This is a genomic window from Pseudomonas sp. NY15435 (assembly GCF_048068295.1).
GTDB lineage: Bacteria > Pseudomonadota > Gammaproteobacteria > Pseudomonadales > Pseudomonadaceae > Pseudomonas.
Genome location: NZ_JBLUQA010000001.1, coordinates 97,672 through 111,709 on the forward strand (window position 1 = coordinate 97,672; position 14,038 = coordinate 111,709).

At 65.1% G+C, this 14,038-nt stretch carries 15 protein-coding genes; 7 read left to right on the plus strand and 8 right to left on the minus strand.

Annotated features, from left to right (window positions below; all coding sequences use genetic code 11):
• Positions 1 to 45: 45 nt before the first annotated feature.
• The 6 genes from ACNFH5_RS00460 to bioB all read right to left on the minus strand — a co-directional run bounded on the left by ACNFH5_RS00460 (position 46) and on the right by bioB (position 5,030).
• Positions 46 to 276, minus strand: a complete 231-nt coding sequence (locus ACNFH5_RS00460; protein ID WP_416743438.1) for a hypothetical protein — start codon at positions 274 to 276, stop codon at positions 46 to 48.
• Positions 277 to 350: 74 nt separating this feature from the next.
• A complete protein-coding gene (gene bioD, locus ACNFH5_RS00465) occupies positions 351 to 1,034 on the minus strand; it encodes a dethiobiotin synthase (RefSeq protein ID WP_416743440.1) in 684 nt (227 codons plus the stop codon).
• Positions 1,035 to 1,139: 105 nt separating this feature from the next.
• Positions 1,140 to 1,937 carry a malonyl-ACP O-methyltransferase BioC gene (gene bioC / locus ACNFH5_RS00470; protein WP_416743442.1) on the minus strand — a complete coding sequence of 266 codons (798 nt, stop codon included), beginning with the start codon at positions 1,935 to 1,937 and terminating at the stop codon, positions 1,140 to 1,142.
• Positions 1,930 to 2,655, minus strand: coding sequence for an alpha/beta fold hydrolase (locus ACNFH5_RS00475; protein ID WP_416743444.1), 726 nt, complete (start codon positions 2,653 to 2,655; stop codon positions 1,930 to 1,932). Before ACNFH5_RS00475 ends, bioC begins: the two co-directional genes overlap by 8 nt.
• Entirely contained in the window at positions 2,648 to 3,853 is a 1,206-nt protein-coding gene (gene bioF, locus ACNFH5_RS00480) for an 8-amino-7-oxononanoate synthase (protein ID WP_416743446.1), read from the minus strand. Before bioF ends, ACNFH5_RS00475 begins: the two co-directional genes overlap by 8 nt.
• Positions 3,854 to 3,971: 118 nt before the next feature.
• Positions 3,972 to 5,030: a biotin synthase BioB gene (gene bioB, locus ACNFH5_RS00485; RefSeq protein WP_054907998.1), complete on the minus strand. Its 1,059-nt coding sequence runs from the start codon at positions 5,028 to 5,030 to the stop codon at positions 3,972 to 3,974.
• Between the two features lie 241 nt (positions 5,031 to 5,271).
• Between bioB and ACNFH5_RS00490 the strand changes: the two genes are divergently transcribed.
• The 6 genes from ACNFH5_RS00490 (at position 5,272) to rarD (ending at position 9,850) form a co-directional block, all read left to right on the plus strand.
• Positions 5,272 to 5,565: a hypothetical protein gene (locus ACNFH5_RS00490; protein ID WP_416743448.1), complete on the plus strand. Its 294-nt coding sequence runs from the start codon at positions 5,272 to 5,274 to the stop codon at positions 5,563 to 5,565.
• 37 nt (positions 5,566 to 5,602) lie between these two features.
• Positions 5,603 to 6,325 carry a ComF family protein gene (locus tag ACNFH5_RS00495; protein ID WP_416743450.1) on the plus strand — a complete coding sequence of 241 codons (723 nt, stop codon included), beginning with the start codon at positions 5,603 to 5,605 and terminating at the stop codon, positions 6,323 to 6,325.
• 93 nt (positions 6,326 to 6,418) lie between these two features.
• On the plus strand, positions 6,419 to 7,183 hold the full coding sequence (locus ACNFH5_RS00500) for a TOBE domain-containing protein (protein WP_416743452.1): 765 nt from the start codon (positions 6,419 to 6,421) through the stop codon (positions 7,181 to 7,183).
• 118 nt (positions 7,184 to 7,301) lie between these two features.
• Complete coding sequence (locus ACNFH5_RS00505) at positions 7,302 to 7,673, plus strand: substrate-binding domain-containing protein (protein WP_416743454.1); 372 nt, start codon at positions 7,302 to 7,304, stop codon at positions 7,671 to 7,673.
• A 68-nt stretch (positions 7,674 to 7,741) separates the two neighbouring features.
• The gene (locus tag ACNFH5_RS00510; protein WP_416743456.1) at positions 7,742 to 8,716 is read left to right on the plus strand and encodes a serine/threonine protein kinase; all 975 of its coding nucleotides are present in this window, start codon (positions 7,742 to 7,744) and stop codon (positions 8,714 to 8,716) included.
• 246 nt (positions 8,717 to 8,962) lie between these two features.
• Positions 8,963 to 9,850: an EamA family transporter RarD gene (gene rarD / locus ACNFH5_RS00515; protein WP_416743458.1), complete on the plus strand. Its 888-nt coding sequence runs from the start codon at positions 8,963 to 8,965 to the stop codon at positions 9,848 to 9,850.
• A gap of 646 nt (positions 9,851 to 10,496) precedes the next feature.
• Here rarD and ACNFH5_RS00520 read toward each other — a convergent pair.
• Entirely contained in the window at positions 10,497 to 11,015 is a 519-nt protein-coding gene (locus ACNFH5_RS00520) for a glycine cleavage system protein R (RefSeq protein WP_045212798.1), read from the minus strand.
• 19 nt (positions 11,016 to 11,034) lie between these two features.
• Positions 11,035 to 11,484, minus strand: coding sequence for a GNAT family N-acetyltransferase (locus ACNFH5_RS00525; RefSeq protein ID WP_416743460.1), 450 nt, complete (start codon positions 11,482 to 11,484; stop codon positions 11,035 to 11,037).
• A 294-nt stretch (positions 11,485 to 11,778) separates the two neighbouring features.
• Between ACNFH5_RS00525 and ACNFH5_RS00530 the strand changes: the two genes are divergently transcribed.
• Positions 11,779 to 13,968, plus strand: a complete 2,190-nt coding sequence (locus ACNFH5_RS00530) for a malate synthase G (RefSeq protein WP_416743462.1) — start codon at positions 11,779 to 11,781, stop codon at positions 13,966 to 13,968.
• Positions 13,969 to 14,038: the final 70 nt, after the last annotated feature.

Below are 14,038 nucleotides of genomic sequence, written 5' to 3' on the forward strand. Positions count from 1 at the left end.
GGGACAGCCGGCCGCTCGGGGAGATTCGATGTCAGGGGGGAAGCGTCAGGCGCGGATATCGATGAGGGTGCCGAGCGTTTCGTCGGCGGCCTGGATGACCTTGGCGTTGGCCTTGACTTCATGCTCGCCGCGACGCAGGTCGACCAGGCGATCGTTCAGAACTTCACTGGGCGCGCTGCCCGCGGTAGCGATGTCGGTGCTGGCGCGGTCGACGCGGCGCTGGCCGCTCTGCACGCCATAAAGGCCCGCAGAGAAAGCATTACCGGAAATTTCCATCGCAGCGCCTCCACAACAAAAAGCAGCAAGTGGCCATTATTCAAGCAGACAGACCGCCCCAGGCCAAGGCTCGGTTACAAATCCAGGATGCCCAGGTCCAGGTGCGCGGCCACCGCCGCCGGAGTTGCGTGGGCCAGGTGCGGCACTCGTCCAACGCAGGGCGCGGGCAGGCGCTCGGCGAGGGTCGCGAGGTTCTCCTCCAGGCGGGAGGTCTGCGGATCGACGATATTCGCCACCCAGCCGGCCAGCACCAGACCGTCGCGCTGGATCGCCTCGGCGCTGAGCACGGCGTGGTTGATGCAGCCCAGGCGCACGCCGACGACGAGGATCACCGGCAGCTCCAGGGCGATGGCCAGGTCAGAGAGGTTCTCCTCCCCCGCCAGGGGCACGCGCCAGCCACCGGCGCCTTCCACCAGGGTGAAATCGGCGCCCAGTTCCAGCACCGAACGCACCGGGCCCTTGAGTGCCTCCACCGTCAGCTTCACGCCCTGCTCGCGGGCGGCGAGATGCGGGGCGATCGCCGGCTCGAAGGCGAAGGGATTCACCTGGTCGTAGGCCAGCGGCAGGCTGCACTCGCCCAGCAGCGCCAGCGCATCGGAATTGCGCAGGCCTTCGGGAATACGCTCGCAACCGGAAGCCACCGGCTTGGCCGCCGCCGTGGACAACCCGGCCAGCCGCGCCGCATGCAGAAGGCCGGCGGCGATGGTGGTCTTGCCGATTTCGGTGTCGGTACCGGTGACGAAGTAGGCGTGGGACATGGCTTTCCTCTGGTGCTCTTCGTAGAAGCGAGCCTGCTCGCGAACGGGACTCACCGGCAGCACCAGAGCTGGGCGGGTTGGCGAGCAGGCTCGCTCCTACAAGGGTCAGTTCTTGCGCAGGACGGCGTACACCACCCGGTAGGTCGCCGGCAGCCCCTCGGGCTGGCGGAAGCGCTCGTAGGCGGCGATCAGCGCACGCACCCGCTCACGCCCGGTGAGACCGTCGGGCCGGCCGGGGTTGAGGTTGTGCGCACCGAGCGCCTTGAGTTCATGGGTCAGGCTGCGCAGGTCGGGGAAGTGCAGGACACGGTCCTCGGTGCGCAGCTCCAGCACGTCCAGGCCGCTGCCTTGGCAATGCTGCCGGTACTGCTCGAACGCACGAAAACGATTCACGTGGACAAAGCCGTCCACCGCTTCCCAGCTCTGCCGCAGCTCGCCCAGGGTGCCGCTGCAAAGGCTGCTGAAGGCCGCGACGCCGCCCGGGCGCAGCACGCGGCGCGCCTCGCTCAGCACCGCCGCCAGGTCCGCGCACCACTGCACGGCGAGGCTGGAGAACAGCAGGTCCGCGGCGCCATCGCGCAGTGGCAGGCGTTCGGCATCACCGCCGATGAAATGCTGCGCACCGCCCTGCTCGCGGGCGTGGCGCAGCATACCCTCGGCGATATCCACGGACAGGCCCTGTGCTTGTGGGTAACACGCCGCCAAGGCACGGGTGAAATAGCCGGTACCGCTGCCCAGGTCGATCCATCTCTGCGGAGCAGCCTGCGCCGGCAGCAATTCCAGCAGACGGCCGCCGACCGCGCGCTGCAGTTCAGCCACCGCGTCATAGGTCGACGCGGCGCGTGAGAAGGAGGCGGCTACCTGGCGTTTATCGGGCAGCGCACTGGTACTGCAATCAGGCATCGTCGCCCTCGTGGATGAACTTCAGAATGGCGCTCGCTACGTCGTCCGGCAGCTCCAGCGGCAGACCATGGCTGGCACCGGGCAGCAGGTTGACTTCAACGTCCGGCAACCACTCAAGCAGCGCGTCGGCGGCGCTCGCCGGGACCAGCGCATCGTTTTCGGCAAACAGATGCAGTTGCGGGCCAGGGTAGCGGCCGAGTGCGCTGCGGGTATCGAGTTGCCCCAGCAGTTGCAGGCCAGCGGTGAGCCCTTCGACATTCAGTTGCGGCAACGCCACCTGCAACTGGCGCGCGAGGGTGCGCGCGTCGCGAGCGCCCTGGCTGACCAACATCGTGAAACGCTTGCGCACCAGATGCGGCTCCAGCAGGAAGGCCTCGAAAAAGTCTTCGAAGACCTCATTGGCCATCGCATCCGGCCAATCCTCGCGGCGGCGGAAGCAGAGGTTGCTGGCAAGGGTGATCAGCCCCCGGCAGGACTCGCCACGGCGCGCCGCCAGTTCGGCGCCGAGCATGCCGCCCAGCGACCAGCCGGCGATCCAGGCGTCATGGGCGACGTTGTCGTCCAGTTCATCGAGCCACACATTCGGATCGGCGTCCCACGGCAGCGGCTCGATCTGCACATTCAAATGCGGGGCCTGCTCCAGCAGCGCATCACGCAGCGGTTCCAGCGGCGCACTACCCAGGCCCCAGCCCGGCAGCAGGATCAGTTGGTCACGCATCATCGCCCTCCTCGGCATCGATCTCTGCCAGAAGGCTAGACGACACGCGCTGCCAGCTTTCGGCGAGCGCCAGCAGCAGGCGGTCAACCTGCGCTTCGGTGTGGGAGGCGGACAGGGTCACGCGCAGGCGCGCCGTGCCGGCCGGCACGGTGGGCGGGCGGATCGCTCCGACGAGGATGCCGCGCTGGCGCAGCTCGGCGGACAACGCCATGGCCTGGGCGCTGCCACCAACAAGGATCGGCTGGATCGGCGTCGGGCTGTCCATCAGGCTCAGGCCGATGGCCTCGGCGCCGGCACGGAAGCGCGCGATCAGCCCATTCAGGTGATCACGGCGCCAGCTCTCGGCGCGCAGCAGCTCCAGGCTTTTCAGCGTGGCACAGGCCACGGCCGGTGGCTGGCTGGTGGTGTAGATGTAGGGGCGGGCGAACTGGATCAGCGTCTCGATCAGCTCTTCGCTGCCGGCGACGAAGGCGCCAGCGGTGCCGAAAGCCTTGCCGAGGGTGCCGACCAGTACGGGCACATCCTCCATGCCCAGCCCGAAGTGTTCGACGATGCCGCCACCGGTCGCACCCAGTGGGCCGAAACCGTGGGCGTCGTCGACCATCACCCAGGCGCCCTTCTCCCTGGCCTCGCTACAGAGTGCGGGCAAGTCGGCCAGGTCGCCGTCCATGCTGAACACGCCATCAGTAACGACCAGGGTGTTGCCTTCAGCCTTCTCCAGACGGGAGGCGAGGCTGGTGGCGTCGTTGTGCAGGTAGCGCAAGAAGCGCGCACCAGACAGCAGCCCGGCATCCAGCAGCGAAGCGTGGTTGAGGCGGTCCTCCAGCACGCTGTCGCCCTTGCCGACGAGCGCGGTGACGGTACCGAGGTTGGCCATGTAGCCGGTGGAAAACAGCAGCGCGCGCGGACGGCCGGTGAATTCGGCGAGCGCCAGCTCCAGTTCGTGGTGGGGACCGCAGTGGCCGTTGACCAGGTGCGAGGCGCCACCGCCGACGCCCCAGCGCTCAGCGCCGACACGCATGGCGGCAATCACCTCGGGGTGATTGGCCAGGCCCAGGTAATCGTTGGAACAGAAGGCCAGCATCGGCTGGCCGTCGATGACCACTTCCGGTCCCTGCGGCGATTCCAGCAGCGGACGGCGGCGGTAGAGGTCGTCCGCCTGGCGCTGGGCCAGACGGGCGGAGAGATCGAAAGGCATACGCAACCCTGTGTCGGCGGCAGAGCTGTTGTAGGAGCGAGCTAGCTCGCGAACGGCCCGGCACCGAAGTATTCGGAGAGACTGTTCGCGAGCAAGCTCGCTCCTACATCAAGGGCGGTCAGGCCGAAGCCGCGTTATAGAACAGCTGGGAGTCGCGTTGTTCCACCAGCGCCTGCTCGATGGCGGCCTGGTGCACCTCGTCGGCGTGCTCCTCGCGCTCCTCGGGCTTGATGCCCAGGCGTGCGAACAGCTGCATGTCCTTCTCGGCCTGCGGGTTGGTGGTGGTCAGCAGCTTCTCGCCGTAGAAGATCGAGTTGGCGCCAGCCATGAAAGCCAGGGCCTGCATCTGCTCGTTCATCTGCTCGCGGCCGGCGGACAGGCGCACGTGGGATTTCGGCATCATGATGCGGGCGACCGCCAGGGTACGGATGAAGTCGAACGGATCGACGTCCTTCTCCTCGGCCAGCGGGGTGCCCTTCACCTTTACCAGCATGTTGATCGGCACCGACTCCGGATGCTCGGGCAGGTTGGCCAGCTGGATCAGCAGGCCAGCACGGTCGTCCACCGACTCGCCCATGCCGAGGATGCCGCCGGAGCAGATCTTCATGCCCGCCTCGCGCACGTACGCCAGGGTCTGCAGGCGCTCGCTGTAGGTGCGGGTGGTGATGATGTTGCCGTAGAACTCCGGCGAGGTATCGAGGTTGTGGTTGTAGTAGTCCAGGCCCGCTTCGGCCAGCGACTGGGTCTGCTCCTGGGTCAGCTTGCCCAGGGTCATGCAGGTTTCCAGGCCAAGCTTCTTCACGCCCTTCACCATTTCCAGCACGTAGGGCATGTCCTTCGCCGAAGGATGCTTCCAGGCAGCGCCCATGCAGAAGCGCGTCGAGCCGATGGCCTTGGCTTCAGCAGCGGCCTGCAGCACCTTCTGCACTTCCATCAGCTTTTCCTTGTCCAGGCCGGTGTTGTAGTGGCCGGACTGCGGGCAATATTTGCAGTCTTCCGGGCAGGCGCCGGTCTTGATCGACAGCAGGGTAGAAACCTGTACGCGGTTCGGGTCGAAATGCGCGCGGTGCATCGTCTGCGCCTGGAACAGCAAATCGTTGAAAGGCTGTTCGAACAGGGCGCGGACTTCGGCAAGGGTCCAGTCGTGGCGGGTTACTTGGGCTGCGGTGGCACTCATCGGCAAAGTCCTTCGACGCTTGGGGGCGCCTCTTGTCTAAGGTGCCCCGGCGGCGCGCCACCGGGGAAATCAGGCTCAAGGCATCATATGTGGAGCTGTGACGCTGTCAACCACTCTTGCGACACAGGTAGACAAGTGACCATTTATTGATCAACAGCAGCAATCCCGTTGCGGTTGCGGCTGAACCGATCCAGCCACTTGCCGCTCCAATCAGGCAGAACACTCAGGAGTCATACCCCAGATGGGAACAGAAGGATTCTTCGACGGCCTCGGCCAGATGGTCGGCAAGGCCATCCGCTTTATCGTCGATCTGCTGTCGGGCGTGCTCGGCGGCTTGTGGCGCGCCATGGACGACTTCTTCCACGGCTTGGCGCGGGCTGTCGGAATCGACGTCTCGATCTTCAGCTTCGTCCTGCTCTTCATCGGCCTGCTGCTGCTCTACAGTGGCGTCCGCGCTTTTCTGCGGCGCTCGATCTTTGGCGGGCTGATCTGGACGGTGCTGGGCCTGGTGGTGCTGAGCTGGCTGATTCACTGAGTCGCTCCCGCTGACCGCCCGCCCATGGAGGGGCTGAATGCGGTTGTTGCAATGGCGTCCCGTCTGGTGGCGCCCTCGGGTGCAATGCCTGCTCTGCGGAGCCACGGCCGAACAGGCCGCCCTGCCGCTCTGCGCCGGCTGTGACGACGACCTGCCATGGCTTGCCGGGCAGTGCACGGTATGCGCCCTTCCCCTGCCGGCTTCCGGCCTGACCTGCGGCCAATGCCTGCGCCGCGCACCGGCTTTCCATCGCGTCGAAACACCACTGCGCTACGGCTTCCCCGTCGACGCGCTGGTCACGCGCTTCAAGCACCAGGCCAATGCACCGCTGGGCCGATTGCTCGGCCAGTTGCTGGAACGCCATCTGCTGCACGCGTACGGAGACGGGCTGACGCGTCCCGACCGGCTGGTCCCCGTGCCGCTCTCGCGCCGTCGCGAGCGGCAACGCGGCTTCAACCAGGCGCAACTGCTGGCGGACTGGCTGGCCACCCCCCTGCGCCTGCCTGTGGATAACCACCTTCTCCGTCGCACGCAGGATACGCCGCCCCAGCAGGGCCTGGACGCCATTACCCGCAAGCGCAACCTGCGAAACGCCTTCGCCCTGGCCGCTGGCGCGAGCGTTGAAGGCCTGCACCTGGCACTGGTGGACGACGTGCTCACCACCGGCGCCACCGCCGAGCGCATCGCCCGCCTGCTGCGCCATGCGGGGGCGCGGCGAGTCGACGTCTACTGCCTGGCGCGCACGCCAGCCCCGGAATAGACGACCGTTGGGCCACATTCCCGACATCTGCCCCTTGCGTTTTGCCCGCCAGCAACGGAGCCTCGCTGCATACCAATAAGCACCCGCGAAACCATGACCACCCTCAGCCTGTTGACCCAACACGTTACTCGCCGCCCGCAGCGCATTGCCCTGCTGGCCCAGATCGCCCAGCTCGGCTCGATCACCCATGCCGCCAAGGCCGCCGGGATGAGCTACAAGACCGCCTGGGACGCCATCGATGAACTGAACAACCTCTCCGACCGCCCGCTGGTGGAACGCAGCGTCGGCGGCAAAGGCGGCGGCGGAGCGCGCCTGACCACCGAGGGCGAGCGCCTGCTGGCGCTGTACCAGCGCCTGGAAGCCCTGCGCGAGCACATCGTCGAGCACGTCGAGCACCAGGCCGACCTGGAGCTGATCGGCCGCCTGATGATGCGCACCAGCGCGCGCAACCAGCTGCACGGCCGCGTCATTCAGGTGGAACCCTCCGGCCTCAATGACCTGGTGAGCATCGAATTGCCCGGTGGCGCGCGCATCCAGGCGCGAGTCACCCGCGAGAGCACCGAGAAGCTGGAACTGGCCGACGGCGTGCCGGTGGTCGCACTGATGAAGGCCGGCTGGCTCTATGTCGACCTGCCGCACATCCCCTGCCCGGAAGGGCTGAATGCGCTGGAAGGCCATATCGATGACATCCGCGAAGCCGACGACGGCCCCAGCGAAGTACGCATTCAACTGCCCAGCGGGCAGATGCTCTGCGCCCTGACCGACCCCGAGCGCATCGACATCCTCGGGCTGAAACCCGGTTCGGCGGTCCGCGCGCAGTTCTCCCCGGCGCAGGTGATCCTCGGCACGCCGCTATAGTCTCCCCGTCACATGAGTTTCCCTGCCTCATATCAAGCCCCAGGACGTCGCGCCGCGCTCCAATAACCGCCAGAGTCCCGCCCACGCCGGGCGGGCTTCGGCCAATCGGAGCCCCACCATGCGCCGCCCACTGCTACTGCTCGCCCTGCTGCTCCTGCCCTTCGCCAGCCAGGCCGGCCCTGACGTACTGCGAGTCGGCGCCAGCAACGATCTGATGCCCATGCTGGAGCCGCTGGTGGACCAGTACCAGATCGACACCCGCAACAAGGTGCTGCTGATCGGTGGCGGCGAGGAGGAACTGGCCGAGCAGGTCCGCCAAGGCACGCCCTACGACCTGCTGCTGACGCCGCTGCACAGCTCGGACAAACCGGCGCAAGTGGTCGAATGCAAAGCCCGCTCGATGCAGAAACTGACCCTGGTGAAGGGTGAGCGCCGGGCGCTGGCCACGGACTTCGTCGAGTACCTGGGCAAGCACTGCTCCGACCACTGAGGCGACTTCCCACCCATTATCGGTGGACTGGGTACACTAGGCAGCTTTACCACTGCTGGATCGTCGCCATGTCTCATCCATTTTCCGACCTCACGCCCGATCTGGTACTGGATGCAGTGGAAAGCATCGGCTTCCTCAGCGATGCCCGCGTACTCGCGCTCAACAGCTACGAGAACCGCGTCTACCAGGTAGGCATCGAGGACAGCGAGCCGCTGATCGCCAAGTTCTACCGTCCCGGGCGCTGGACCACCGAGGCGATCCTGGAGGAGCACGCCTTCTCCGCCGAACTGGCCGAATGCGAAGTCCCGGTGGTTGCACCGCTGGTGCATGAGGGCAAGACCCTCTTCGAGCACGCCGGCTTCCGCTTCACGCTGTTCCCCCGCCGCGGTGGCCGCGCGCCGGAGCCGGGCAATCTCGACCAGCTCTATCGCCTCGGCCAATTGCTCGGACGCCTGCACGCCGTGGGCGCCAGCCGCCCGTTCGAGCACCGTGAGTCGCTGACACCGCAGAACTTCGGCCATCAGTCCCTGGCTACCCTGCTGGAAGGCAACTTCATTCCCAAGAGCCTCCTGCCAGCGTACGAATCCGTGGCCCGCGACCTGCTGAAGAAGATCGACGACCTCTACGCCCGGGTGAAATACACACCGATCCGCATGCACGGCGATTGCCACCCCGGCAACCTGCTGTGCCGCGACGAGACCTTCCACGTCGTCGACCTCGACGATTGCCGCATGGGCCCGGCCGTGCAGGACTTGTGGATGATGCTCGCCGGCGAACGCCAGGAGCGCCTCGGGCAGCTTTCTGAACTGGTCGACGGCTACCAGGAGTTCCACGACTTCGACCCGCGCGAGCTGCCACTGATCGAAGGCCTGCGCGCCCTGCGCCTGATGCATTACAGCGCGTGGCTGGCCCGCCGCTGGGACGACCCGGCGTTCCCGCCGAGCTTCCCCTGGTTCGGCACCGAGCGTTACTGGGGCGAGCAGGTGCTGGTGCTGCGCGAGCAACTGGCGGCGCTGGATGAGGAGCCGCTGCGGTTGTTCTGACCGCGCCCGCGACCCCATTTGCTTTTCGTAGGAGCGAGCTTGCTCGCGAACCGCATTACACCGATTTCGCCGGCCAACAGGTTCGCGAGCAAGCTCGCTCCTACAGACAATGCCCTTCTGCGTAACGGCAACGTTACGCAGAATCTTTCAGACCCTGACGTCATCCACCGCAGCGACACAGACAAGCCAGCGCGAGCGCCCTAGAATTGTGCAGCCACTCATTAGCTGCCTAACCAAGGATGTTCCATGGCCACCGCCAATCCCCGCCGGGGCTACGCCCTGGGCTTGACTGCCTATGTCATCTGGGGACTTTTCCCGATCTACTTCAAGCTCCTCGAACGCATCCCCGCCCTGGAAATCATCACTCACCGGGCTATCTGGTCGGCGGTGTTCGGCGCTCTCCTATTGCTGGTGTGGAAGCACCCCGGGTGGTGGCGCGAACTGCGCGAGAACCCCAAGCGCATCGCCGTACTCACCGCCAGCGGCCTGCTGATCGCCAGCAATTGGCTGGTCTACGTCTGGGCGGTGAACAACGGCCACATGATCGAGGCGAGCCTGGGCTATTACATCAACCCGCTGATCAACGTGCTGCTGGGAATGGTGATCCTGCGCGAACGTCTGCGCCCGCTGCAGTGGGTCGCAGTCGGCCTCGCTGCGCTGGGTGTTGCACAGCAGCTCTGGCAACTGGGCAGCCTGCCGTGGGTGTCGCTGGCACTGGCGCTGACCTTCGGCTTCTACGGGCTGATCCGCAAGCAGGCGCCGGTGGCTGCGCTGCCGGGCCTGGTGGTGGAGACCTGGATCCTGCTGCCACTGGCGATCGGCTACCTCGTGCTGTTCGCCGATGGCCCGAGCGTGCACGCAGACTTCTGGACCACCAAGGACGCCATCTGGCTCGCCGCCGCCGGCCCGATCACCCTGGTGCCGCTGGTGTGCTTCAACGCCGCCGCGCGTCACCTGCCCTACGCGACGCTCGGCTTCCTGCAGTACCTGGCGCCGACCCTGGTGCTGCTGCAGGCGATCCTGCTGTTCGGTGAGCATCTGGACAGCACGCGCCTGATCTCTCTCTGCTGCATCTGGGCCGGCCTGGTCGTCTACAGCGTGGACATCTGGTATCGCCTCTCCCGCGGCGATTGATCATTAATTGATCCACTGCCTGCAAGTCACGTCTTTCGTGGCTTGCAGGCGAACACCACCAGTTTGTCCACAGCTCCATCCCGCGAATGCGGGGATAACGCTGGTTTCATCCACAAGCCGCCGCAGTCCGTTCCTCCCGGTGGCTCCTCGCCAACAGCACGATGCCAATTGATCATTCCTTGATCAAGATCGTGAAGGCCTCGCTATATCTGGTCTCCAAGGATATTCCCCCGGCTTTTCCACAGGCTGATCCCCGCTTCGTGTGGATGCTTCAGCGCTGCCCGATCAGAAAGTTGACAACCCTCTGAAGAACAGAAACGACGCTGCCTGCAGCGTTCCATGAACGGCTTCTCCACAGACTCTTCCAGCGTATTTGTGCACAGCAGTGAGAATACCGGGAGCGCTCCGCCCATCGCGCACGCGCTGTACAGAAAACGACCACAACGCTACAAGCACCGTAAACTGCGAGCTACAGCGACTTATCAACAGAATTCCCACGGTGCAATCCCCGCACTCTGTGCACAGCCGTGAGGAGGAAAGTGGATAAGCAGATTGGCAAGATACCCACGTAAAATGGGCCCTCTGTCAATTCATCAACAGAGAGCCCACAGGTTTTTCCACAAGATTGGCGATCAGCGCGTGACGATTATTCCCCGCTGTGGAAATTCAGCTCCACCATCAGGTCGTCCGCCAGCTCTTCCAGTTTCTGCTGGAGGGTTTCCAGCGGCAGGGTCAGCGGCACGGCCAGCAGCGCCTCGGCATGGAACAGCGGCTCGCTGCTCATAGGCGCCGGCAGCACCTCGGTGGTCAGGCTTTCGAGGTTCACCCCGTGCTCAGCCAGCAACTGGGTGATATCGCGGACGATACCGGGACGGTCGTTACCCACCAGGTCGAGGTGAATAGGCTTCCAGTTGCAGGCCGGCTCGATGCCGCTCTCCGCCAGCAGCACGCGAATGCCGTGTTCGCTCAGCTCCTGCAGGCCTTCCACCAGTTCGTCATAGCCCTCGGCGGGCACGGCTACGCGAAGGATCCCGGCGAACTGCCCGGCCATGCGCGACATGCGGCTTTCCAGCCAGTTGCCGCCGTGGGCGGCGATGCATTTGGCCACGCGCTCCACCAGTCCGGGCTGGTCCTGGGCGATGACGGTCAAAACAAGGTGGTCCATGAGCAGTCTCCGCGAAGGGCTAGGCCGTGAGGTCCAGCCAATAGGTGTAGAACTTGTCGTCCCGCTTGTAGCCCAGGCGCTCGTACAGCGACTGGCCAGCGTGGTTGGTCTTCGCCGTCTCCAGCATCAGCCCGCAGGCGCCGGTGGCTTCGCCGTGGGCGCGGGCGGCGTTCATCAGCGCTTCACCGTAACCGTCGCGGCGCGCAGCAGGCAAAACGTAGAGGTCACTGACCAGCCAGGACGCCTGCAGCGCCAGCGAAGCGAAGAATGGGTAGAGCTGCACGAAGCCGACCGCCAGCCCATCGATGCTGCGCGCGATGAACACCGTGGACTGCCCGCTGCCGATACGCGCCTCGAGGAATTCGCGAATCTTCGCGTGGGGCGCAGGCACCTCGTAGAAATCGAGGTAGCCGGAAAACAGCGGAACCAGGTCATCCAGATCGGTGGGGGTGGCAAGCGTCACGGACATGCGGGATTCTCCAGGAGGGAAGAAGCAGTATAGGCACGGCGAGGTTAGCCGGCTGCGACGGGCTGCCACAGGTACCCATTCGGGTAATGCGTGTACAGTTTTAAGATTTATCTGGAACAATCCAGAGGATATTTGCGAACATAAGACCTGCTACGTGACTGATATGCGTACTTTGGTCTAACCGCGACGCTAGCCCACTGATTTTTCCCGCGGCATCATGTAGTATTCCGCGGCTCGGACTACAAGGCGTTTTGCCTGTGTCCAGAGCTGGTCCTGAGCAGAGTGAGGCAAGCAATGACTGAACGCGTTCAAGTCGGTGGCCTGCAGGTCGCCAAAGTCCTTTTCGACTTCGTGAACAACGAAGCCATTCCCGGCACCGGCATCGAAGCCGGCAAGTTCTGGGCGGGCGTAGAAACCGTAATCAACGACCTGGCCCCCAAGAACAAGGCCCTGCTCGCCAAGCGCGATGACATCCAGGCAAAAGTCGACGGCTGGCACCAGGCCCGCGCCGGCAAGCCGCATGACGCAGCCGCCTACAAGGCCTTCCTGCAGGAAATCGGTTACCTGCTGCCCGAGCCGGCCGACTTCCAGGCCAGCACCCAGAACGTCGACGAAGAAATCGCCCGTATGGCCGGCCCGCAGCTGGTGGTGCCGGTGATGAACGCGCGCTTCGCCCTGAACGCCGCCAACGCCCGCTGGGGCTCGCTGTACGACGCACTGTACGGCACCGACGCGATCAGCGAAGAGAACGGCGCCGAGAAGGGCAAGGGCTACAACAAGGTCCGCGGTGACAAGGTCATCGCCTTCGCCCGCGCCTTCCTCGACGAAGCCGCTGCGCTGGAATCCGGCTCCCACGTCGACGCCACCGCCTATGTGGTGAAGAACGGCGCACTGGCCGTCACCCTGAAGAACGGCAGCGAGACCGGCCTGAAGAACGCCGCCCAGTTCCTGGCCTTCCAGGGCGAAGCCGCCAACCCGAAAGCCGTGCTGCTCAAGCACAACGGCCTGCACTTCGAAATCCAGATCGACCCGACCAGCCCGATCGGCCAGACCGACGCCGCTGGCGTGAAAGACGTCCTGATGGAGTCCGCGCTGACCACCATCATGGACTGCGAAGACTCCGTGGCCGCCGTCGACGCCGACGACAAGGTCGTGGTCTACCGCAACTGGCTGGGCCTGATGAAAGGCGACCTCGCCGAGCAGGTTTCCAAGGGCGGCAGCACCTTCACCCGCACCATGAACCCGGACCGCGTCTACACCAAGGCCGATGGTTCCGAGCTGAGCCTGCATGGCCGCTCCCTGCTGTTCGTGCGTAACGTTGGTCACCTGATGACCAACCCGGCGATCCTCGACGCCCAGGGCAACGAAGTGCCCGAAGGCATCCAGGACGGCCTGTTCACCAGCCTGATCGCCATTCACAACCTGAACGGCAGCGCCACCCGCAAGAACAGCCGTACCGGCAGCGTGTACATCGTGAAGCCGAAGATGCACGGCCCGGAAGAAGTCGCCTTCGCCGCCGAAATCTTCAGCCGCGTCGAAGACCTGCTGGGCCTGCCGCGCAACACGCTGAAAGTCGGCATCATGGACGAAGAGCGCCGTACCACCGTCAACCTGAAGGCCTGCATCAAGGCCGCCGCCGAGCGCGTGGTGTTCATCAACACCGGCTTCCTCGACCGCACCGGTGACGAGATCCACACCTCCATGGAAGCCGGCGCCATGGTGCGCAAGGGCGCCATGAAAACCGAGAAGTGGATCGGTTCCTACGAGAACAACAACGTCGACGTCGGCCTGGCCACCGGTCTGCAAGGCAAGGCGCAGATCGGTAAGGGCATGTGGGCCATGCCCGACCTGATGGCCGCCATGCTCGAGCAGAAGATCGCTCACCCGCTGGCCGGCGCTAACACCGCCTGGGTTCCCTCGCCGACCGCCGCCACCCTGCACGCGCTGCACTACCACAAGGTCGACGTGTTCGCCCGCCAGGCCGAACTGGCCAAGCGCGCACCGGCTTCGGTGGACGACATCCTGACCATTCCGCTCGCCCCCAACACCAACTGGAGCGCGGAAGAGATCAAGAACGAGCTGGACAACAACGCCCAGGGCATCCTCGGCTACGTGGTCCGCTGGATCGACCAGGGCGTCGGCTGCTCCAAGGTGCCGGACATCAACGACGTCGGCCTGATGGAAGACCGCGCTACCCTGCGCATCTCCAGCCAGCTGCTGGCCAACTGGCTGCGCCACGGCGTAGTGACCCAGGAGCAGGTGCTGGAAAGCCTCAAGCGCATGGCTTCGGTGGTTGATCGCCAGAACGCCAGCGACGCCCAGTACCGCCCGATGGCGCCGAACTTTGACGACAACGTGGCCTTCCAGGCCGCGCTGGAACTGGTCATCGAGGGCACCAAGCAGCCCAACGGCTACACCGAGCCGGTCCTGCACCGCCGCCGCCGCGAATTCAAGGAAAAGAGTAAGGCCAAGAACGGTCTGTAAGGACTTTCGCGATGTGTTGAAGAAACCGCCCTCCGGGGCGGTTTTTTTATGGTCGCCGGTTGGTGAGTCG

What these genes read in the sequence shown, in the direction of transcription:
- ACNFH5_RS00460 (WP_416743438.1), bottom strand. Translation starts at nt 276, where the DNA reads ATGGAAATTTCCGGTAATGCTTTCTCTGCGGGCCTTTATGGCGTGCAG.
- bioD (WP_416743440.1), bottom strand. Translation starts at nt 1,034, where the DNA reads ATGTCCCACGCCTACTTCGTCACCGGTACCGACACCGAAATCGGCAAG.
- bioC (WP_416743442.1), bottom strand. Translation starts at nt 1,937, where the DNA reads ATGCCTGATTGCAGTACCAGTGCGCTGCCCGATAAACGCCAGGTAGCC.
- ACNFH5_RS00475 (WP_416743444.1), bottom strand. Translation starts at nt 2,655, where the DNA reads ATGCGTGACCAACTGATCCTGCTGCCGGGCTGGGGCCTGGGTAGTGCG.
- bioF (WP_416743446.1), bottom strand. Translation starts at nt 3,853, where the DNA reads ATGCCTTTCGATCTCTCCGCCCGTCTGGCCCAGCGCCAGGCGGACGAC.
- bioB (WP_054907998.1), bottom strand. Translation starts at nt 5,030, where the DNA reads ATGAGTGCCACCGCAGCCCAAGTAACCCGCCACGACTGGACCCTTGCC.
- ACNFH5_RS00490 (WP_416743448.1), top strand. Translation starts at nt 5,272, where the DNA reads ATGGGAACAGAAGGATTCTTCGACGGCCTCGGCCAGATGGTCGGCAAG.
- ACNFH5_RS00495 (WP_416743450.1), top strand. Translation starts at nt 5,603, where the DNA reads ATGCGGTTGTTGCAATGGCGTCCCGTCTGGTGGCGCCCTCGGGTGCAA.
- ACNFH5_RS00500 (WP_416743452.1), top strand. Translation starts at nt 6,419, where the DNA reads ATGACCACCCTCAGCCTGTTGACCCAACACGTTACTCGCCGCCCGCAG.
- ACNFH5_RS00505 (WP_416743454.1), top strand. Translation starts at nt 7,302, where the DNA reads ATGCGCCGCCCACTGCTACTGCTCGCCCTGCTGCTCCTGCCCTTCGCC.
- ACNFH5_RS00510 (WP_416743456.1), top strand. Translation starts at nt 7,742, where the DNA reads ATGTCTCATCCATTTTCCGACCTCACGCCCGATCTGGTACTGGATGCA.
- rarD (WP_416743458.1), top strand. Translation starts at nt 8,963, where the DNA reads ATGGCCACCGCCAATCCCCGCCGGGGCTACGCCCTGGGCTTGACTGCC.
- ACNFH5_RS00520 (WP_045212798.1), bottom strand. Translation starts at nt 11,015, where the DNA reads ATGGACCACCTTGTTTTGACCGTCATCGCCCAGGACCAGCCCGGACTG.
- ACNFH5_RS00525 (WP_416743460.1), bottom strand. Translation starts at nt 11,484, where the DNA reads ATGTCCGTGACGCTTGCCACCCCCACCGATCTGGATGACCTGGTTCCG.
- ACNFH5_RS00530 (WP_416743462.1), top strand. Translation starts at nt 11,779, where the DNA reads ATGACTGAACGCGTTCAAGTCGGTGGCCTGCAGGTCGCCAAAGTCCTT.